20 protein-coding genes are annotated in these 20,009 nt (G+C 70.2%); 14 read left to right on the top strand and 6 right to left on the bottom strand.

The window, feature by feature from the left end; all coding sequences use genetic code 11:
• The first annotated feature begins 106 nt into the window (after positions 1-106).
• The 3 genes from ABZ928_RS43940 (at position 107) to mqnP (ending at position 2,965) form a co-directional block, all read left to right on the top strand.
• The gene (locus tag ABZ928_RS43940) at positions 107-505 is read left to right on the top strand and encodes a hypothetical protein (protein WP_361532380.1); all 399 of its coding nucleotides are present in this window, start codon (positions 107-109) and stop codon (positions 503-505) included.
• 103 nt (positions 506-608) lie between these two features.
• Positions 609-2,066, top strand: a complete 1,458-nt coding sequence (locus ABZ928_RS43935) for a menaquinone biosynthesis decarboxylase (protein WP_361532377.1) — start codon at positions 609-611, stop codon at positions 2,064-2,066.
• Complete coding sequence (gene mqnP / locus ABZ928_RS43930) at positions 2,063-2,965, top strand: menaquinone biosynthesis prenyltransferase MqnP (protein ID WP_361532374.1); 903 nt, start codon at positions 2,063-2,065, stop codon at positions 2,963-2,965. The genes ABZ928_RS43935 and mqnP overlap by 4 nt, the downstream gene beginning before the upstream one ends.
• Before the next feature lie 12 nt (positions 2,966-2,977).
• Here the strand turns inward: mqnP and ABZ928_RS43925 are convergent, their stop codons facing one another.
• Positions 2,978-3,580 (bottom strand): rhomboid family intramembrane serine protease, encoded by a 603-nt coding sequence (locus tag ABZ928_RS43925; RefSeq protein ID WP_361532371.1) that lies wholly within the window; start codon positions 3,578-3,580, stop codon positions 2,978-2,980.
• An 80-nt stretch (positions 3,581-3,660) separates the two neighbouring features.
• Between ABZ928_RS43925 and ABZ928_RS43920 the strand changes: the two genes are divergently transcribed.
• The 6 genes from ABZ928_RS43920 to ABZ928_RS43895 all read left to right on the top strand — a co-directional run bounded on the left by ABZ928_RS43920 (position 3,661) and on the right by ABZ928_RS43895 (position 7,805).
• Positions 3,661-4,350, top strand: a complete 690-nt coding sequence (locus ABZ928_RS43920) for a UbiX family flavin prenyltransferase (RefSeq protein WP_361532368.1) — start codon at positions 3,661-3,663, stop codon at positions 4,348-4,350.
• Positions 4,351-4,433: 83 nt separating this feature from the next.
• Positions 4,434-4,889, top strand: a complete 456-nt coding sequence (locus tag ABZ928_RS43915; RefSeq protein ID WP_361532365.1) for an Lrp/AsnC family transcriptional regulator — start codon at positions 4,434-4,436, stop codon at positions 4,887-4,889.
• Positions 4,890-4,935: 46 nt separating this feature from the next.
• A complete protein-coding gene (gene mqnE / locus ABZ928_RS43910) occupies positions 4,936-6,099 on the top strand; it encodes an aminofutalosine synthase MqnE (RefSeq protein WP_361532362.1) in 1,164 nt (387 codons plus the stop codon).
• 103 nt (positions 6,100-6,202) lie between these two features.
• Positions 6,203-6,844, top strand: a complete 642-nt coding sequence (locus tag ABZ928_RS43905; protein ID WP_361532359.1) for a UdgX family uracil-DNA binding protein — start codon at positions 6,203-6,205, stop codon at positions 6,842-6,844.
• 3 nt (positions 6,845-6,847) lie between these two features.
• On the top strand, positions 6,848-7,369 hold the full coding sequence (locus ABZ928_RS43900) for a GNAT family N-acetyltransferase (RefSeq protein WP_361532356.1): 522 nt from the start codon (positions 6,848-6,850) through the stop codon (positions 7,367-7,369).
• 124 nt (positions 7,370-7,493) lie between these two features.
• Positions 7,494-7,805: a DUF4229 domain-containing protein gene (locus ABZ928_RS43895; protein ID WP_361532353.1), complete on the top strand. Its 312-nt coding sequence runs from the start codon at positions 7,494-7,496 to the stop codon at positions 7,803-7,805.
• Positions 7,806-7,862: 57 nt separating this feature from the next.
• On the opposite strand, the gene ABZ928_RS43890 is transcribed toward ABZ928_RS43895, so the two are convergent.
• The 3 genes from ABZ928_RS43890 to ABZ928_RS43880 form a co-directional block, all read right to left on the bottom strand.
• Positions 7,863-8,303 carry a hypothetical protein gene (locus ABZ928_RS43890; RefSeq protein ID WP_361532350.1) on the bottom strand — a complete coding sequence of 147 codons (441 nt, stop codon included), beginning with the start codon at positions 8,301-8,303 and terminating at the stop codon, positions 7,863-7,865.
• Positions 8,304-8,387: 84 nt separating this feature from the next.
• Positions 8,388-8,858 carry a hypothetical protein gene (locus ABZ928_RS43885; RefSeq protein ID WP_361532347.1) on the bottom strand — a complete coding sequence of 157 codons (471 nt, stop codon included), beginning with the start codon at positions 8,856-8,858 and terminating at the stop codon, positions 8,388-8,390.
• A complete protein-coding gene (locus tag ABZ928_RS43880) occupies positions 8,858-9,400 on the bottom strand; it encodes a sigma-70 family RNA polymerase sigma factor (RefSeq protein WP_361532344.1) in 543 nt (180 codons plus the stop codon). The genes ABZ928_RS43885 and ABZ928_RS43880 overlap by 1 nt, the downstream gene beginning before the upstream one ends.
• Positions 9,401-9,640: 240 nt before the next feature.
• Between ABZ928_RS43880 and ABZ928_RS43875 the strand changes: the two genes are divergently transcribed.
• Both ABZ928_RS43875 and ABZ928_RS43870 read left to right on the top strand, forming a co-directional pair.
• Positions 9,641-10,339: a TetR/AcrR family transcriptional regulator gene (locus tag ABZ928_RS43875; protein WP_361532341.1), complete on the top strand. Its 699-nt coding sequence runs from the start codon at positions 9,641-9,643 to the stop codon at positions 10,337-10,339.
• Positions 10,340-10,409: 70 nt separating this feature from the next.
• A complete protein-coding gene (locus tag ABZ928_RS43870; protein ID WP_361532338.1) occupies positions 10,410-10,766 on the top strand; it encodes a hypothetical protein in 357 nt (118 codons plus the stop codon).
• A 6-nt stretch (positions 10,767-10,772) separates the two neighbouring features.
• Here the strand turns inward: ABZ928_RS43870 and ABZ928_RS43865 are convergent, their stop codons facing one another.
• Both ABZ928_RS43865 and ABZ928_RS43860 read right to left on the bottom strand, forming a co-directional pair.
• Complete coding sequence (locus ABZ928_RS43865; protein ID WP_361532335.1) at positions 10,773-11,603, bottom strand: MaoC/PaaZ C-terminal domain-containing protein; 831 nt, start codon at positions 11,601-11,603, stop codon at positions 10,773-10,775.
• Positions 11,603-12,913: a 3-oxoacyl-ACP reductase gene (locus tag ABZ928_RS43860; RefSeq protein WP_361532332.1), complete on the bottom strand. Its 1,311-nt coding sequence runs from the start codon at positions 12,911-12,913 to the stop codon at positions 11,603-11,605. The genes ABZ928_RS43865 and ABZ928_RS43860 overlap by 1 nt, the downstream gene beginning before the upstream one ends.
• 87 nt (positions 12,914-13,000) lie before the next feature.
• Between ABZ928_RS43860 and ABZ928_RS43855 the strand changes: the two genes are divergently transcribed.
• The 3 genes from ABZ928_RS43855 (at position 13,001) to ABZ928_RS43845 (ending at position 19,992) form a co-directional block, all read left to right on the top strand.
• A complete protein-coding gene (locus tag ABZ928_RS43855; protein WP_361532329.1) occupies positions 13,001-14,272 on the top strand; it encodes an acetyl-CoA C-acetyltransferase in 1,272 nt (423 codons plus the stop codon).
• 309 nt (positions 14,273-14,581) lie between these two features.
• Positions 14,582-16,501: a long-chain fatty acid--CoA ligase gene (locus ABZ928_RS43850; RefSeq protein ID WP_361532326.1), complete on the top strand. Its 1,920-nt coding sequence runs from the start codon at positions 14,582-14,584 to the stop codon at positions 16,499-16,501.
• 134 nt (positions 16,502-16,635) lie between these two features.
• Positions 16,636-19,992 carry a HEAT repeat domain-containing protein gene (locus ABZ928_RS43845; RefSeq protein ID WP_361532323.1) on the top strand — a complete coding sequence of 1,119 codons (3,357 nt, stop codon included), beginning with the start codon at positions 16,636-16,638 and terminating at the stop codon, positions 19,990-19,992.
• The last annotated feature ends 17 nt before the right edge of the window (positions 19,993-20,009 follow it).

Raw genomic sequence — 20,009 nt, 5'->3', positions numbered from 1 at the left:
ACCCCGGTGACGCGCACAGGGTAGCGGGTGCGGAAAATCTGCACCGACAACGCATCGACAACCCATCGTCAACGCATCGACAGTGGATCGACTCGGGGGAGCGCACATGCATCCGGCAGCCGTTGAACAGAACTTCCGCCTCCGCGCGGAGCGCCTCTCGGCGTGGGGCACGGGCCTGCTCGTCGTCGCAGGGCTGCTGTGGATCTACGCGGCGTGGCAGGTCTTCACGCCGTACGAGTCGACGTACTGGAAGGTCGACTGCTCCGCCCCGGCCTTCTCCGACCGCGAGGGCGTCTACCTCGACTTCGACAACGACCACGACGAGGCCGTCCGCTGCGCCGCCGACCGCGACTGGCCCGCCCCGGTGACCGCGCTGGTACTGGCGACCCCGCTGGCCACGGTGGGCGGGCTGCTGCTGGCCGGCGGCTGGGTGAGCGGCCGGCTGCGGCGGCACGACGAGTGGCTGGAGCGCGTGCGGGAGGAACACGAGCGGGACCGGGACTAGGGCCTGTCCGTCCGGACGGGGACTGACCCGGTCCGGCCATTCGAGGAGTGCCCGGTGCGGGGCGGGCGTCGGTGGCGCGGAGGCCTCGGCGATACTGGAACGCATGGCTTACGACGATCTTCGCTCCCTGCTCAGGGCCCTGGAACGCGAGGGCGACCTCAAGCGCGTCAAGGCCGAGGTGGATCCCTATCTGGAGGTCGGGGAGATCGTCGACCGGGTCCAGAAGTCCGGGGGCCCGGCGCTGCTCTTCGAGAACGTGAAGGGCTCCGCGATGCCCCTCGCGATGAACGTCTTCGGCACCGACCGCCGCCTCCTCAAGGCCCTCGGCCTCAAGTCGTACGCCGAGATCTCGGAGAAGATCGGCGGCCTGCTGCGCCCCGAACTCCCGCACGGCTTCGTGGGCGTACGGGAGGCCTTCGGCAAGCTCGGCGCGATGACGCACGTACCGCCGAAGAAGGTGAAGTCCGGGGACGCTCCGGTGCAGGAGGTGGTGCTGTACGGCGACGACGTCGACCTCGACCAGCTCCCCGCCCTGTTCACCTGGCCGCAGGACGGCGGCTCCTTCTTCAACCTCGGTCTGACGCACACCAAGGACCCGGAATCCGGTATCCGCAACCTCGGCCTGTACCGCCTCCAGCGCCACGACAAGCGCACGATCGGCATGCACTGGCAGATCCACAAGGACAGCCGGAACCACTACCAGGTGGCGGCGAGGCGCGGTGAGCGGTTGCCGGTCGCGATCGCCTTCGGGTGTCCGCCGGCGGTGACGTACGCGTCGACGGCCCCGCTGCCCGGTGACATCGACGAGTACCTCTTCGCGGGCTTCATCGCGGGCAAGCGGATCGAGATGGTCGACTGCAAGACCGTGCCGCTCCAGGTGCCCGCGCAGGCGGAGGTGGTGATCGAGGGCTGGCTGGAGCCGGGCGAGATGCTGCCGGAGGGCCCCTTCGGCGACCACACCGGCTTCTACACCCCGCAGGAACCCTTCCCCGCGCTGAAGATCGACTGCGTGACGATGCGGAAGCGCCCGCTGCTCCAGTCGATCGTGGTCGGCCGCCCCCCGACGGAGGACGGCCCGCTGGGCCGGGCGACGGAGCGCTTCTTCCTGCCGCTCCTGAAGATCATCGTGCCGGACATCGTGGACTATCACCTGCCCGAGGCGGGCGGCTTCCACAACTGTGCGATCGTCTCGATCGACAAGAAGTACCCCAAGCACGCCCAGAAGGTGATGCACGCGATCTGGGGTGCCCACATGATGTCCCTGACCAAGCTGATCGTGGTGGTCGACGCCGACTGCGACGTCCACGACCTGCACGAGGTCGCGTGGCGGGCACTCGGCAACACGGACTACGCCCGCGACCTGAGCGTCGTGGAGGGTCCCGTCGACCATCTCGACCACGCCTCCTACCAGCAGTTCTGGGGCGGCAAGGCGGGGATCGACGCCACGAAGAAGTGGCCCGAGGAGGGCTACACGCGTGACGGCGGCTGGCCGGACATGGTCTTGTCCGACCCGGAGACGGCGGCGAAGGTGGACCGCCGCTGGAAGGAGTACGGCCTGTGAGCAGCGCCTCCGCAGCGATCCCGCAGCCGGGACGCACGAAAGCCTTCCTGCGTCTGGTGATGATCGAGCACTCGATCTTCGCGCTGCCCTTCGCGTACATCGCCGCGCTCACCGCGATGTACGAGTGGGACGAGAACATCCACTGGGGCCGGCTGCTCCTGGTGACGATCTGCATGGTCGGTCTGCGGACCTTCGCGATGGCGGTCAACCGGATCATCGACCGCGAGATCGACGCCCGTAACCCCCGGACGGCCCACCGTGAGCTGGTGACCGGCGCGATGTCCGTGAAGCACGCCTGGACGGGCGCGCTGGTCGCGGTCGTGATCTTCCTGGGCTCGGCGGCGCTGCTGAACCCGCTCTGCCTGGCCCTGGCGCCGGTCGCGGTGATCCCGATGGTGGTCTACCCCTACGGCAAACGCTTCACGAACTTCCCGCAGGCCATCCTCGGCCTCGCCCAGGCGATGGGCCCGGTCGGCGGCTGGCTCGCCATCACCGGCGAGTGGTCCTGGGACGCGGTCCTCCTCGGCCTCGCCGTCGGCATCTGGATCGGCGGCTTCGACCTGATCTACGCCTGCCAGGATGTCGAGACGGACCGCGAGGTCGGCGTCATGTCGGTCCCGGCCCGCTTCGGCATCCCGGCGGCGATCTGGGGCGCGCGGGTGTGCCACGCCCTGACCATGGGGCTGCTGGTCTGGTACGCCGTGGCGACCGACGCGGGCGGCTTCTTCTGGGTCGGCCTGATGATCGTCGCGGCCGCGTTCGTGTACGAGCACAACATCGTCCGCCCCCATGACCTGTCCCGCCTGAACAGGGCGTTCTTCAGCGTCAACGGGTTCATCGGGATCGCCCTGTTCGTGTGTGCGCTGCTGGATCTGCTGGTGCGGGGCCTCACGGTGTGAGGACCGGGGCGTTCACGGTGTGAGCGCCGGTGTGGTGGCCCGGCGGCGGAACACGAACGCCGCCGCCACGCCCGCGATCAGGCCCAGCAGGTGACCCTGCCAGCTGACGCCCGTCTGCGTGGGCGCCAGGCCCATCAGGATGGAGCTGCCCCAGACCGCGCCCACCAGCAGCCCGACCAGGATGCCCAGTGGGCGGCGTTCGACGACTCCGCTCACCAGCAGGAAGCCGAAGAGGCCGAAGATCAGGCCCGAGGCGCCCGCCGTGTTGGTGTGGGCGGGGGCTATGAGCCAGACGCCGAGGCCGTCGGCCACGATGATCAGGGCGGAGACCGCGAGGAAGCGGCGGATGCCGCCCAGGGCCGCCAGGAAGCCCATGACCAGCAGCGGGACGGTGTTCGCGGCCACGTGGCCCCAGCCGAAGTGGATGAAGGACGCCGGGATCACGTCGATCAGTTCGGAGCCCGTACGCGGGACGATGCCGAGGCCGTCCAGGGCGTGCCCGCTCGCCACGTCGACCAGCTCCAGCAGCCACAGCAGCGCGACCCAGCCCAGCATCAGCTTGGCCGCGGCCCTCGCCCGGTCGCCTCGTGACCACTCGAGTCCGCTGTCCGTCATGGCAGCCCCCTTCCCCTTTGACGAACGCCCCGGCCCCCTCGACCGGTTCCCACCCCGTGACGCCGGATAGGCTCGGGGGTGTGAACCCAGTCAAGCCAGGAGAGACGCGGCGTACGCCTTGGATCGTAGGGGTGTCCGGCGCCTCCGGCACCCCGTATGCCGCGTCCGTGCTGCGCGCGCTCCTCGACGCCGGTGAGAGCGTCGACCTGGTCGTCAGCCGGGCCTCGCGGCTCACGCTCCTCGACGAGACGGGGATCTCCTTCCGGGACGCGCACTGGCAGGACGACCTGCGGGAATGGCTGGCCAGGGGCGCGGACGGCAAGCCCGGCAGCTACGACGTCGGCGCCGGCGTCGACCGGGTGCGGTACTGGGCCGCCGGGGACCTCGCCGCGGGGCCGTCCTCGGGGTCGTACCCCGTGAAGGGGATGCTGATCGTGCCCGCCTCGACGGCCTGCGTCGCCGGTGTCGCCCTCGGGCTCTCCAAGGACCTGCTCCAGCGGGCGGCGAGCGTGACCCTCAAGGAGGGGCGCAAGCTGGTGGTGGCGGTCCGGGAGACCCCCTTGAACGGCCAGACCCTGCGGCACCTGGTGACCCTGGACGACGCGGGCGCGACCGTGGTGCCCGCCTCGCCCGCCTTCTACGCGGGGGCGACGCACATCCAGGACCTCGTGGACTTCGTCGCCGGGCGGGTCCTCGACGCGGCGGGTGTCGAGCACCGGCTCTATGAGCGCTGGAAGGGCGAACTCGGCGGCGGAACCCGTACGCCGTGAACGCCATCTGAGCAAGTCGCAGTACCTCTCATCACTACTTCGCATCACTACTTCGGGAACTTTCAGCGGAAGGCTTCGATCGCATGGACGCGGTGGACAGGCAGCTCATCCAGGCCCTGAGGGAGAACGGCCGGGCCTCCTACGCGGAGCTGGGGCGCCTCGTCGGTCTGTCGGGACCCAGCGTCACCGACCGCATCAACCGGCTGGAGGCGGCCGGGGTCATCACCGGTTACCGCGCCACCGTCGACTCCGCCTCGCTCGGCCTCGGCGTCACCGCGCTGATCGGCATCTCCCTCTCCGACGCCGCCGACCACGAGGACGTGGCCCGCCGGCTCAAGGACCTCGGCGAGATCGAGGACTGCTGGTTCATCGCCGGCGACGACTCGTTCATGCTCAAGGTGCGGGCGGCGGACGTGGACGGCCTGGAGAAGATCATCCGGCGGCTGTCCGGGACCAAGGGCGTCTCCCGGACCCGTACGACCATCGTGCTCTCCACGAAATGGGAGAACCGCGTCGGAGAGCTGCCCGAAGAGGTCTGAGTCCGTGGACGTACGGTGGGACACGTCGTCGTAGAAAGGTTGTGGCATGGACGTCGGGCTCAAGCGCGAGCTGGAGGAGAAGGTACGGGAGGGTGTTCGCCTGACCCGTGAGGACGGCATCGCGCTCTACGAGTCGGACGACCTCGCCTGGCTGGGCGGCCTCGCGCACGAGGTGCGGACCCGCAAGAACGGTGACGTCGTCCACTTCAACGTCAACCGGCACCTCAACATGACCAACGTGTGCACGGCGTCCTGCGCCTACTGCTCCTTCCAGCGCAAGCCGGGCGAGAAGGACGCGTACACGATGCGCATCGAGGAGGCGGTGAAGCTCGCGACGGAGATGGAGAGCGAGAACCTCACCGAGCTCCACATCGTGAACGGGCTGCACCCGAACCTGCCGTGGCGGTACTACCCGCGCTCGCTGCGCGAACTGAAGGCCGCGCTGCCGAACGTGTCGCTCAAGGCCTTCACGGCGACGGAGATCCACCACTTCGAGACGATCAGCGGTCTGAGCGCGAGCGAGATCCTCGACGAGCTCATCGACGCCGGTCTGGAGTCCCTCACCGGCGGTGGCGCCGAGATCTTCGACTGGGAGGTCCGGCAGCACATCGTCGACCACCGGACGCACTGGGAGGACTGGTCGCGCATCCACCGCCTGGCGCACCAGAAGGGGCTGAAGACCCCGTCCACCATGCTCTACGGCCACATCGAGGAGCCGAAGCACCGCGTGGACCACGTGCTGCGGCTGCGCGAGCTCCAGGACGAGACCGGCGGCTTCCAGGTCTTCATCCCGCTGCGGTACCAGCACGACTTCGTGGACGTGAAGGACGGCAAGGTCCGGAATCGCTTGCAGGCCCGTACCCAGATGGCGACCGGCGCGGAGGCTCTGAAGACCTTCGCCGTCTCCCGTCTCCTCTTCGACAACGTCCCGCACGTCAAGGTCTTCTGGGTCATGCACGGCGTCCAGACCGCGCAGCTGGCGTTGCAGCACGGTGCGGATGACATGGACGGCTCTGTCGTCGAGTACAAGATCACCCACGACGCGGACAACTACGGCACGCCGAACAAGCTGACGCGGGAAGATCTGCTGGATCTGATCCGGGACGCCGGGTTCCGGCCGGTGGAGCGGAATACGCGGTACGAGGTGATTCGGGAGTACGACGGGCCGGATCCGGCGCGTCGGGAGTCGCCGCAGCCGATGCGGGTGTGATTGCGCCGTTGTCGGGTGCGGCGATGTGGGGGCTGGTCGCGCCCACGCGGCGGTAGCCGCAAATTGATGCAGTCCCGCGCCCCTAAGGGGGTACTCGGGGCCGGTGCTTTCAGAGAGTGCCTATACAGCGGAGCCCTTCGTGCCCCGGCGTGGCGGACTACCCGCTCTTCGTCGTGCCGCTGCCGGGTGTCGGGGGTGCCCGCTGTATCGGGATGCCAGCCAGACCGTGTTCGGGGAGGGGAAGGCCGGCGCTCGGTTGATGCTTGTCGGCGAGCAACCTGGTGATCAAGAGGACCGGCAGGGGAAGCCCTTTGTCGGTCCTGCCGGGAAGCTTCTCGACCGTGCCCTCGCGGAGGCCGGTATCGATCCCGGCGACGCGTATGTCACGAACGCGGTGAAGCACTTCAAGTTCACCCGGGCCGAGCCTCGTAAGCGACGTATTCACAAGGCTCCGAGCCTCCGTGAGATGACCGCGTGTGCGCCTTGGCTGGCGGCGGAACTGGCTGTCGTGGAGCCGGAGTTGATAGTGATCCTGGGGGCGACGGCGGGGAAGGCGCTCCTTGGGTCCTCGTTCAGAGTCACCCAGGATCGCGGTGTGGTGCTGGAGCGGGAGATCCACGGGCGCGAGGAGCGGTTGGTGGCCACCGTGCATCCGTCCTCGGTGCTGCGCTCTGACGACCGCGAGGCCGCGTATCAGGGACTGGTCTCCGATCTGCGGGTGGCGGCGCGCGACCTAGACTCGTGAGGCATGGAGCTCACGTACCACTTGGACCCCGACCTCACCCCCACCCTCCTCGACCAGCTGACGCACCTGTGGGTGGCCGTGAACAACGCGGGTGGGGCGGTCGGGTTCACGGGTACGACGACGTATGACGAGGTACGTCCGGAGGTGGAGCGGTACGAGGAGTCGGTCGCGGCGGGGCGGCATCGTCTCCTCGTCGGTCTGGACCCGGAGGGCCGGCTGCGGGCGACGGCGTTCTTCGGGTTCAACACGCACCGGCTCCAGAGCCACTACGCTTGGCTGTACACCGTGATGGTCGACCCGGCATTGCAGGGCGGCGGCCACGGCCGGACGCTGCTCGCGGAGGCGGAGACGCATGCCCGTGGGTTCGGCCTGGAGGCGCTGAAGCTGACGTGCCGGGGCGGGCTGGGGCTGGAGCGGTTCTACGCCTCCGCCGGGTACAAGGAGGTCGGCCGGGTGCCGGGCGGTCTGCGGGTCTCCGCCGACGACTACCGCGACGACATCATGATGTGGCTGCCGCTGACCTGAGCCGGACCGGTGGGACGCACCCCCTGCAAGATCGCATACCGGCCGTGCTTCACTGGAAGGCGCCCTTTGGGACCCTCACGGGACCGTCAGGGGACCTTCAGCCGGAACGGAAGAGTGGATTGAGATGCTCCGCTACACACTGATGCGCCTCGGGATCTTCGTGGGCTGCCTCGGGGTCGTCTGGGGCCTCGTCTACCTCGGCGTCGCCCCGCGCGGCCTCGGCGACTCCAACGGCATGTGGGTCGTCCTGCTCTCCCTGGTGATCTCCGCCCCCATCAGCTTCATCGCCCTCCGCAAGGAACGCGACCGCGCCTCCATCCAGGTCGCCCAGCGCGTCGACCGCATGAAGTCCAACCTGGAGGCCAACCGCAACCAGGAGGACATCGCCGACGACGCGGCACGGGCACAGGGCGATCAGGCGCCGCAGGCCTCCTGAGTTCTCGGCACTCCGGCTTCCGCAACTTCGTCAACTTCGTCTACTTCATCAACTTCGTCAGCGGACTCGGAGCCGTCCCACCACGTCCTGGGCGTCGTCCACGGCCGACAGGACCTCCTGAGCGGCCCGTCCCTGCTGCCTCGCCTGTGTGAGGGTGCCCGTACCGGCCGGGTGGGACGGGAGGGCCGTACCGAGGAAGGCGTCCAGGCGGTCCACGACGGCCCCGAGGACCGTGCCCACCTCCGGCAGCGCGGGCAGGTCGACACCGCTCAGCTCGTACTTCAGGGAGCGCAGGGTCCGGCAGTCCTCGGAGGCGGCGGTGAGGACGTCGTCCTGGTCGTCGAGGAGGCGTATCCGTACGCCGAGCCGCCGCAGCAGGCGGTCCACTTCGGTGAGGTCGGCGCGTTCCTGGTCGCGACGGCGCAGCCGGCGGGTCAGTTCCCAGCCGACGACGGTGAGGGTGATGGCGACGGCGGCGCTCAACAGGCCCACGAACACAGGGGTTTCACTCCCTTCGGGATAAGCGGGTAGATGACGGGCGCGGTCCCGAACCCCCGGACCGGGACCGCGCCCTGACCCCTCTCAGGAGGAGTCGTGATCCAACTGGCGGTGAGTCTGCCTTCCCTCCGCCTTACCCCCGTTCCACTCGGCAACAGTCAGAACCGCGAGTTGATCTCCCGCCTGCGCGGCCCGGTACCACCAGGCCCGAGCTTCTCGCCCCGTGTTGAGAAGCTCGGTGAGCTCGGCAATGCGGCGAAGTACCCGCGGTTCCGTGTGCAGAGTGGTGTTGCTCCGGAGTTCTTCCAGCTCCAGTTCGAAGAACTCCCTGTGACGCGCTTCCTCCGCGTCACTCTTTCTGCGCCTTCCGCCCCTCTCCGGGCCGGCCACTGGTGTGTGACCGGTCCGGAGCGCGGAATCCCCAGCGCAGCCCTCGTCGGAGGGCTTGATGCCGAGCCTTCCCAGCACGCGGTGCGTGAAGGCTTCGGCATCGAACCCGAGGGCTTCCCTGTTCAGGGATTCGGCGGCCAGGCGCAGACGCTTCTCGGCGTCCATCAAACCTGGTCCTCCTCGGTGTCACAGCCGATCATCTCGCGGAGGCGGGACAACGCGGCTTCGTGATATCTGCGGGCGGTCGTCTCCGTGAGCCCGAGTGCCCGGCCCGCGGCGGCGGTCGACGACTGTCCGACGTAGATGAGATCGATCAGGCCCTGCTGGGTTTCGTCCAGCATCGCCACGGCAGCCCACAACTCGTGCCCCATGGCGCGGAAGACGGCTTCCTCCGCGACATCGCACGCAGCCGGAGACTGGCCGTCCCTCTCGTCCTCCCACGGTGACTCCGGGCGGCGTTCGGCCGCACGGTGGTGGTCGACCACGAGATTGCGGATCGCGGTGTGCACGTATCCGAGAGGAACGGTCTCCTGATCCCTCAGGTGCATCAAGTTCGGCCACGCCTTCCACACCCTGACGAAGGCGGTCTGAAGTATGTCGTCCGCGAGTTGCCTGTTGCCGCAGCGGCGGTAGGCGATCGCGTACAGCCTCGTGCTGTACGACCTGACGAACTCGGTGAAAGTCCGCTCGGTGTCGTCCGGACTCACCGGACCTCTCCGATCTTCAGCAGAACCGAACTGCTCGTTGGAATGGATAACTTGCTGGGAAGAGAGCAGACCTGGAGCATGCCTACCCCTTCGATCGGGGTCCTGGCAGTAGGACCGGCTGACCCGGTCCACCGGACGGAGTCCGGGCGCACAGTGTGCTCACCGGGTTATACGACGCCGAGGGGGGAGTCCGCCGTCGCGGAGGGAAATTTCTCCGAACTCCGACCGTAGGCTTGCCCCATGGGTGCCGTGAAGAGCAAGCGGATGCCGCGGGCGGTGCGGGAGCAGCAGATGCTGGATGCCGCCGTGCGGACCTTCGGGCAGCGGGGGTACATGGCCGCGTCGATGGATGAGATCGCCGAACTGGCGGGGGTGTCCAAGCCGTTGGTGTATCTGTACCTGAATTCGAAGGAAGATCTGTTCACCGCGTGCATCCGGCGCGAGGCCAAGGCGCTCACCGAGGCCATCAGGGTCGGCGTGCACACCGACCTGCCCGCCGACCGCCAACTCTGGGAAGGCCTGCTGGCGTTCTTCACGCACACCGCGCGGAACCCGGACGCCTGGTCTGTGCTGCATCTCCAGGCCCGTACGCACGGGGAGCCCTTCGCCGCCGAGGTCGCCGAGATGCGGGAGGAGATCGTCGCGTTCGTGACGCAGTTGATCGTCGTCGCGGCGCGCGAGGCCCACCGGGACCCCGACCTTCCCGAGCGGGAGGTCGCCGGGCTCGCCGAGGCGCTCGTCGGGGCCGCCGAGTCACTGGCCGCCTGGGCCAACACCACCCCCGGCGTCACCGCGAAGCAGGCGGCGGCGACGCTGATGAACTTCGCGTGGGCGGGGCTGGGGGACCTCATGGAGGGCCGGCCCTGGTCGGCCGGTTCGCCATCGCCCGGCTCGCTATCGTCCGGCTCTCCGCCGTCCGGCTCGCCGTCGTCCGTATGACACCTGTCATGCCGGAAGCCGGACGCCGGACACTGGGGGAACGTCATCGTCCGGACCTACCTTCATCCCCATGACGAAGACCAACGGAGCGCAGCAGCCGGAGAAGACCGACATCAAGGTGAGCCTCATCGGCGGTCACCGCCTCAAGGGCGAGACCCTCCATGAGCGCACCCTCACCGCCTCCCTCATCGGCGGCGCCGACATCGACCTCACCGACATCGACATCCCGGACGGCGCCGAACTCCGCATCACCAAGCTGAGCATCATCGGCGGCGTCCGCCTCCGGGTCCGCCCCGAGGTCCGGGTCGACGTCCACGGCATCCGCCTGGGCGGCGTCAAGGACGACGGCCCGAGCGAGCCCGACGGCCCGACGGTCCGGATCGACGCGTGGGGGCTGCTGGGCGGCGTCAGCGTCCGCCGCGGGTAAGGCCGTTCAGAGTGCGTGGACACTCCCCGTCACATGAACCCGCCCCTCCCCGCCCCGCAACTCGAACCGCTCACCCTCCGCCGCGTACGTCACCCTCCCCGGCAGCAGCACCGGCGCCCTGAACTCCGCCCGTACCAGGGCCGCTTGGGGCGTACCGTGCGCGGCGAGGCAGCGGGCCACCGTCCACATGCCGTGGGCGATGGCGCGCGGGAAGCCGAAGAGGCGGGCGGTGAGGGGGTGGAGGTGGATGGGGTTGCGGTCGCCGGACGCGGAGGCGTAGCGGCGGCCGACGTCCCCGGCGAGGTGCCACTCGGCGACCGTGGGGAGCGGAGCGGCCTTCTCGGCCTGAGTCGGGCCTCCGGACCTGCCGTGCCGCGCCAGATACGTGCTCCGCGACTCCCATACGACGTCGTCGCCGACCCGCATCTCCGTCACCACCCCCGCCTCAGTCCCCCGCCGATGCGGCGCCAAGCCGTCCACGTACACGGTGAGTTCGTACTCCCCGGTCGCGGTGAGCGCACGACGCCGAGTGATGGCGATCGACGTGTGGACGAGCCCGAGCAGCGGCAGCGGGAAGTCCCGGGCGCTCATCAGCCGCATGGCCAGCGGGAAGCCGAGCACATGCGGATACGTCACCGGGAGGGCGTCGTCGCCGGTGGCGAACCCGCACACCCGCTCGTACGCCGCCAGCCGCGCCAGATCGACGCGCAGCCCGGGCAGGACGAGCCGGGGGCGCGTGAACTCGGCGTCGGGTCGGGGCCGTTTGACGGCGGAGAACAGGGCGCCGCGAGCGAACAACGGCCCCAGCGACGGCAGTTGGGTCAGGACGACGGTCATCACGCCCCCAACAGGCTCTGGCCGCAGACCCGTACGACCTGCCCGTTCACCGCACCGGATGCCGGATGCGCGAGCCACGCGGTCGTCTCGGCGACGTCGACGGGCAGCCCGCCCTGCGCGAGGGAGTTCATACGGCGTCCGGCTTCCCGGATGAGGAGGGGGACGGCGGCGGTCATCTTCGTCTCGATGAACCCGGGTGCGACGGCGTTCACGGTCACCCCGTGCTCGGCGAGGGCGCGGGGGGCGAGTGAGCGGACCAGGCCCACCACGCCCGCCTTGCTGGCGCCGTAGTTGGTCTGCCCGGCGTTCCCGGCGAGCCCCGCGATGGAGGCGGTGGCGACGATCCGGCCGTTCGCCTTGATCGCCTTGGCGGAGAGCAGTGCGTCCGTGGTGCGCAGCACGCTCGCCAGATTGACGTCGAGAACCGAACTCCACCGCTCGGCGGGCATGTTGACCAGCCGCCGGTCCCGGGTGATCCCGGCGTTGTGGACCAACACGTCGAGCCCGTCCGGGAGTTCGGCGGCGATCCGCTCACCCGCGTCGGCGGCGGTGATGTCGAGGGCCAGGGCGGTGCCGTTCAGGCGCTCCGCGAGCTTCCGGGCCTCCTCCTCGGCCTGCGGTACGTCCAGTACGACGACATGGGCGCCGTCCCTGGCCAGCGTCTCGGCGACGGCCGCGCCGATGCCACGGGCGGCACCGGTGACGAGCGCGGTACGCCCGGCGAGCGGCCGCTCCCAGTCGACGGCGACTTCTTGCGCGGCCCCTGTCACCTCGATGACCTGGCCGCTCACGTAGGCGGATTTGGGGGAGAGGAGGAAACGGAGGGTGGACTCGGCGGCGTCCCGGTCGGTGAGCCGTACGACGTTCACGGTCCTGCCCCGCCCGATCTCCTTGCCGAGGGAGCGGGTGAAGCCCTCCAGGGCCTGCTGGGCGGCGGCCTGGTGGTGGTCGGCGGGGTCGAGGGGCGCACCGAGAACCACGACCCGCCCGCCTGCCGCGACCTCCCGCACGACGGGGTGCAGGGCCGCGTGGACCCCGGCGAGACCGTCGACGTCCCGCACGCCGGTGGCGTCGAGGACGACGGCGGAGGGGGTGCCGGTGGGGGACCCGGCGGCGGGGGAGTCGCTGGCGGGTGCCTGGCCGGCGGGGGTGCCGGTCTCGCCCGCCCTCAGGTGGAGCACCTCGCCCCCGTCGAGCCCGGGCCGCTCCGGCGTCCAGCGGCGCAGCGCCGCGGGCTGGGGCAGGCCGAGCCGGCGGGTCAGGAAACGGCCGGGCGCGGTGCCGGTGAAGCTCAGATAACGGTCGGGCACGGTCCGTCTCCCCACTCGGTCAGACTTCTTACTCTGGAGTAAGGTTACCGGAGGTAATCCTATGTCACACCTGAGGAGCAGGTCGAGATGAGCCTTCCGAAGCCTCCTGCGGCACGGCGCGTCGCGATCATCGGCGGCACCCGCGTCCCCTTCGCCCGGTCCGACGGCCCGTACGCCACCGCCTCGAACCAGGAGATGCTGACGGCGGTCGTCGACGCCCTCACGGACCGCTTCGGCCTCCAAGAGCCGGGCGCCGTCGGCGAGTTCGTGGCCGGAGCGGTGCTGAAGCACGCCCGCGACTTCAACCTGGCCCGCGAAACGGTCCTGGGCTCGAAACTGGCCCCGACGACCCCGGCGTACGACATCCAGCAGGCCTGCGGGACCGGCCTCCAGGCCGTCATCGCCGCCGCCAACAAGATCACGCTCGGCCAGACCGAGTCGGCGATCGCGGGCGGTGCGGACACGGCGAGCGACGCGCCCCTGGGCGTGAACGACGGGCTGCGGCGGATCCTGCTGGAGGCGCGGCGGGCCAAGTCGACGGGCGGGCGGCTGAAGGCGCTGGCCCGCGTGCGGCCCGCGCACCTCATCCCCGACATCCCCCGCAACGCCGAGCCCCGCACCGGCCTCTCGATGGGCGAACACGCGGCGCTGACGGCCCAGGCCTGGGACATCTCCCGCGAGGCCCAGGACGAGCTGGCGGCGACGAGCCACCAACGCCTCTCGGCGGCGTACGAACGAGGCTTCTTCCAGGACCTGGTGGTGCCGTTCCGGGGCCTGGAGCGCGACCAGAACCTCCGCCCGGGTTCGACAGTGGAGAAACTCGCCTCCTTGAAGCCGGTGTTCGGCCTGGATCAGCCCAACCCCACCATGACCGCGGGCAATTCGACCCCCCTCACGGACGGAGCGGCGGTCGTGCTGCTGGCGTCCGAGGAGTGGGCGGAGGCGCGCGGGCTGGAGCCCCTGGCGTACCTCACGGCGTACGAGACTGCGGCCGTGGACTTCGTGTCCGGCGACGAGGGCCTGCTGATGGCCCCGGCCCATGCCGTACCGCGCATGCTGGAACGGGCCGGTCTCGGGATGCGGGACTTCGACCTCGTAGAAGTCCACGAGGCGTTCGCGTCACAGGTGTTGGCGACGCTGAAGGCGTGGGAGAAGGCGGGCCTGGAGCCGGTGGACCGCGCGCGTCTGAACGTGACGGGCTCCTCCCTGGCGACCGGCCACCCGTTCGCGGCGACGGGTGCGCGGATCGTGGCGACATTGGCGAAGTCGCTGGCGGAGCGGGGCGGTTCGGGAAGGGGCCTGATCTCGGTGTGCGCGGCGGGCGGCCAGGGTGTGACGGCGATCCTCGAACGCCCGTGAGGTGCTGAGTCCGGAGTCTCGAACGACCGTGAGGTACTGAGTCCGGAATCCCGAACGCCCTGTGACGTACTGAATCTCGAACGACCGTAACCGCTAGCTGACAAAGATTCACGTTGCGTCAGAGATTGCACAGAGCCAGCCCCGGAGCCGCCCCGAACTCACACAAACTCGCCACTTGCACCTCCTAGGATCGCCGTCTAACCGCCGGTAACCCCCCAAAGCCGCCCACCACCGGTGAACGTCCAGGTACGCACCGCGCGTACCTAAGCAGCAGAGCGGTATCCAGCTGCGCGCCCCAGGAGCTGCCCAATGTCGTCGTCCCTCCCTTATGTCTCCGCGACCGACTACGACGGAGCACCGGTGCTGGTGGAGCCGGAGATCAAGCGGCTGGACGGCGTGGTCCGGGAGGTCTCCGTCCCGCCGGTCGCGTTCCCGGTGACCCATGGCTCACTGGCGGACCTGCCGTTCGAGAACGCGGAGGTGGCGCCGCAGGACCGCGTCCTCAGCCGCCGTGCGCAGGACGGCAGTTGGGCGGACGTGACGACGACGGAGTTCGCGGCGCAGGTGCTGGCCCTGGCCAAGGGCCTGATATCGGAGGGCCTGCAACCGGGCGACCGTATCGCGGTGATGGCCCGCACGATCTACGAGTGGACGCTGCTCGACTTCGCCGCATGGGCGGCCGGCCTGGTGACGGTCCCGATCTACCCCACCTCCTCGGTCTTCCAGACCCGCTGGATCCTCCAGGACTCGGGCGCGGTGGCGCTGGTGACGGAGACGGTGTCCCAGGCCGCTTCCCTCGGCCCGGAGCTGAACCGGCTGCCCGACCTGAAGCACCTGTGGGTCATCGAGAAGGGCCACGTGGAGCGCCTGGCGGAGCTCGGCCAGACGACCCCCGACGCGGAGATCGACGTACGCCGGGGCATGCTCGGCCCCGACACCCTCGCCACGGTCATCTACACCTCGGGCACGACGGGCCGTCCCAAGGGCTGCGCGATCTCGCACGGCAACTTCCTCGCCGAGGTGGACAACGCGATCGAGATCCTCCACCCGGTCTTCCGATCCCGCTCGGACGAGGAACTGGCGACCCTCCTCTTCCTTCCCATGTCCCACGTCTTCGGCCGCATGGTGGCGATCGCCTGCATCCGGGCCAGGGTCCGCCTGGCCCACGCGCCGAGCCTCAAATCCGAGGACCTCCTGGCCGACCTGGCGAGCTTCAAGCCCACCTTCCTCCTGGTCATCCCGTACATGCTGGAGAAGGTCTTCAACAGCGCGAGAGCCAAAGCGGAGTTGAGCGGCAGAGTCTCGGCCTTCGACCGCGCCGCGAACGTGGCCATCCGCTACGGCGAGGCGACGGAGGCCCGCCAGGCGGGCACGGGCAGCGGGCCGAGTACGGCATTGAAGACGGCCCGCACTTTCTACGACCCCCTGGTCTACCGCCGCATCCGCAACGCCATGGGCGGCCGGGTCCGCCACATCATCAGCGGCGGCTCCCCCCTGGGCCGCAACCTCCACGCCTTCTACTCGGGCGCGGGCATGGAGATCTACGAGGGCTACGGCCTGACGGAGTCAACAGGCGCGGCGACGGTGACCCCGCCCCTGAAGTCCCGCCTGGGAACAGTGGGTTGGCCCCTCCCCGGCACCCGAGTCCGGATAGCGGCAGACGGCGAGATCCTCCTCCAGGGCGGCCAGATCTTCCGCGGCTACTGGGACCCGAACGCGGGCGGAGTCACCCCGGCCTCGGCCGACGGCTGGTTCCCGACGGGCGACATCGGCAGCCTGGACGACGAGGGCTACTTGACGATCACGGGCCGCAAGAAGGAACTCCTGATCACAGCGGGCGGCAAGACGGTGGCCCCCGCCCCACTCGAGAACTGGCTCCGCCAACACCCCCTGGTCTCCCAGTGCATGGTGGTAGGCGACCGCCGCCCTTACGTGGCCGCCCTCATCACCCTCGACATGGAGGGCATCACCCACTGGCGCCAGATGAACGGCAAACACCCGGTCCCGGCAGAACTCCTCCTCGGCGACGAGGAGTTGCAGGCCATCATCCAGCGAGCCGTGGACGAGGCGAACAAGCTGGTCTCCCGCCCCGAGTCCATCCGCCGCTTCACGATCCTCCCGAGGGACTTCACGGAGATGGAGGGCCACCTGACCCCGTCGATGAAGCTGCGGAGGGAGACGGTGATGCGCGACTTCACGGACGAGATCGAGGGCCTGTACGTCCGCTGACGGCGCCCTCCGGCTCACTGATTGGCAGATCCGTTCCAGACCGTCCCTCCGCCCACCTGCGCGTTTGTCACCCACCGATGGAACGGATCTGCCAATCACCGAACGACCCCACCCCCGCCCGCTACCGTCCTGTCATGGGGCGCGACTCGGATCATGTGGCGGCGGGCGGGGAGCGGGCGGTCGGGGCGGGGGGTGACGTCATGGCCGCGGCGACCGGGGATCACAGCAGCGCCTCGTACACCTACGTCGAGAACCAGTATGTGCAGACGCCGCCGGATCCGGCCGGGCCGACGGACGAGGAGAGCGACGAGGCGTTACGGCAATACGCGCGGCGCGTCCACGAGTGCTACGGGCGCCTCGACCTGGAGGTGCTGATCCCCATGGAGGAGGGGGAGCACCCGCCGGTCGAGCTGAACGAGGTGTTCGTGCCGCCGAAGGTCCGGGAGGACCCGCCGCCGGTGGAGCTGCCGCGCGACATCCTCAACCGGCTGGTGGAGAACGGGGAGTGGCCCGGCGAGCTGCCGCTGGAACCGGACACCCTGGAGCGGATCCGGCAGGCGTACATGGAGCGGCCGCTGCGCGATGTGCTCCAGGTGCTGGCGGCCCCGGGCGCGGACCGCGTCGTACTGCTGGGCGACCCGGGCGCCGGGAAGTCGACGCTGGTACGACGGCTCGCGCTGGCCCTGACCGGTGGCGCCCCCCTGGACGGGCTCGACCCGCTCGGGGGCCGGGTGCCCCTGGTGGTGGAACTGCGGGAGTACGCGGCGGGCCAGTGGCGGGAGCGCACCTTCGAGGACTTCCTGGACCATCTGCACACCGTGAAGGGCATGGCGCCGCCCCGCGCGCTCACCGAGCGGCTCCTGGCCGAGGGGCGCGCGATCGTCCTCTTCGATGGGCTCGACGAACTCTTCGACCCGGCCGCGCGCGAGCAGGTCGGCCACCGGATAGCGGACTTCGCGGGACGGTACCGGTCCGCCGGCTGCCGGGTGGTGGTCACCTCACGGGTGATCGGCTACCGGCGCGGAGTCCTGGAGAACGCCGGCTTCGGGCACCACATGATCCAGGACCTGAGCCGGCCGCAGATCCGCCAGTTCGCCGCACAGTGGTACGAGGTCGCCTGCCCGCACGACCCCGAACGCGCCGACCGCCTCTCCCGCCGCCTCACGGAAGCCGTCACCCACTCCCGCCCGGTCGGTGAACTCGCGGGCAATCCCCTGCTGTTGACGATCCTCGCCATCATCGGCCGCCGCCGGGAACTGCCGCGCGACCGGCACGGGGTGTACCGGCACGCGGTCGCCGTCCTGGTGGCCCACTGGGACGAACACGCCAAGCATCTGCGGGCTCCCGCCGACGCGGAGGCCCTCTCCTACCTCGGGGACGAGGACCGGCACGAACTGCTCAGACTCGTGGCCCGCCGGATGCAGGACGGCCGGGGCGGTCTGGGCGGCAACCACATCCACAGCGACGAACTCCTGTCGACGTTCGCGGATTCCCTGCGCGAACAGTACGAACTCCCCCTCGCCCAGGCGGTGTCGGCGGCCCGCACGATGGTCCGGCAGTTCCGGGAACGGAACTTCATCCTCAGCCACTACGGCGGCGGCGTGTACGGATTCGTGCACCGGGCGTTCCTTGAGTACCTGGCGGCGGAGGACATCGAGCGCCGCTACACCCGCGAACGCGAGTGGAACCAGGACGAGTTGATCGACCAGGTCTTCGTACGACGGGCCGCCGACCCCGCCTGGCACGAGGTGCTGCTGCTCCTCGTCGGGCAGATCGGCGAACGCGAGGCCGGCGCCGCCATCGACCGCTTCCTCGCCCTGCACCGCCGCCGTGTCGAACACAGCGACACCAGCCAGCTGGTCCTCGCGCTGCGCGCCCTGGGCGAGGTGCGCAAGATCGGAGTGCTGGCGCGGCAGAGCCGGGAAGTGGTGGACGAGCTGATCGCCCTCTTCTCCGAGGGCGCCCCCAAAGGCCGCTATCCCGTGGAACTCCGCACCATGCACCCGGTCCTGGGCAGCTTCGGCGCCCACTGGAGCGGACGGCGCCCGCTGCTGCGCTGGTTCCATCTGCGGGCCCAGTTCACCTGGAGCGTGGCCGCCTCCTCCGCGCTCGCCTACTCGGTGCACCAGACCCGGGAACTGACCAGGGTGGTCGCCGCCCACTACCGCTCGGCCATCGCCCGCGCCGAGGCCATGGAACTCCTGGCCGCGCGCTGGGCCTCGGAGCCCGACACCTGGGAGCTGCTGCGCGAACGGGTCACCGCCGACCGCAGCGCGGGCTGCCGCCGGGCCGCGCTGTACCTGCTCGGACAGCACGGCGACCGCACCAAGGGCCTCTGGGAGCTGGTCGCCGACCGCCTGGTGAACGACAGCGCCGAGGAGGTACGCAGCCGGGCCCTGCAAGTGCTGTGCCGGCTGTGGCCCGGCCGCCCCGGCACCCGGCGGCTCGCCTTCGAACGGGCGGTGGCCGACCCCGCCCCGGAGTTCCGGGCGCTGGCACTGCGCAGTGTGACCAGCCACTTCGCCGAGTCGAAGGCCGTCGAACCGCTGCTCCGCGAGCGCGCCGTCGCCGACCCCGACCCCCAGGTCCGGGACCTCGCCCTGCGCAAGCTGGTGAACCGCGGTAGCTCCGACAGCACCTGGGAACTCGTCCGCGAACGCGCCGCCGACGATCCCAGCCGGGCCGTCCGCCGAACGGGCGCGCTGCTGCTGCGCCACCACGCGGGGGACCGCACCGTGGCCATCGAACCGAGCGAGCCGGACGGCCCGTTCACGGACCGCCCGGACCGGTCCGAGGACGCCGACGTCCAGCTGCGCCGACAGGGCCTCCAGCAACTCGTACGCGACCGCGCCGACGACCCGGCCACCTGGACCCAGGTCATGGCCTTCCTCGACGACGACCCCGACGAATCGATCCGCGCCGTCGCCGTACGGCTGCTCGGCGGCCACCGCCCCGACCGTCCGGGCACCCACGAGGTGGTCATGGACCGCTGCCTGAACGACCCCAGCGCCCACGTACGCCACTCCGCGCTCCAGATCCTCGCCCGCCAGTGGGGCGACGCCCCGGCCACCAGGGACTTCCTCCGGCAGCGCGCGGTGCTGGACGACGAGGTCCGGGTGCGCTGCGCGGCCCTGGACATGGTCGCCACCTACTGGATCGCGGAACCCGCCTCCCGCGCCCTGCTCCGGGACCGCGCGCACACCGATCCGGGGGTCCGCGCCCGGGTCTCCGCGCTGCGGTGGTGCGCCCTGCACGAGCCGGACGAGGCCGCGGCGGAGCTCGCCCGCGGCGTGGCCCTGACCGACCCCCACCACGACGGCCGCACCGCCGCCCTCTGGATCCTCGCCTTCGGCTGGCCCGCGCACCCGGCGACCCTCCCGTTACTGCGGGCTCGCGCGGAGAAGGACGAGGACGAGAGCGTACGGGAGGAGGCGGCCCGTGCGTCGGCGGCGGCGGAGGCGCTGGCGTCGCTGGCCGACCAACTCCCGTGAGGGGAAGGCGGACCAGG

The sequence above is a fragment of the Streptomyces sp. NPDC046909 genome (assembly GCF_040644695.1).
GTDB lineage: Bacteria > Actinomycetota > Actinomycetes > Streptomycetales > Streptomycetaceae > Streptomyces.
This window is presented reverse-complemented; position numbering and strand designations above follow the sequence as displayed.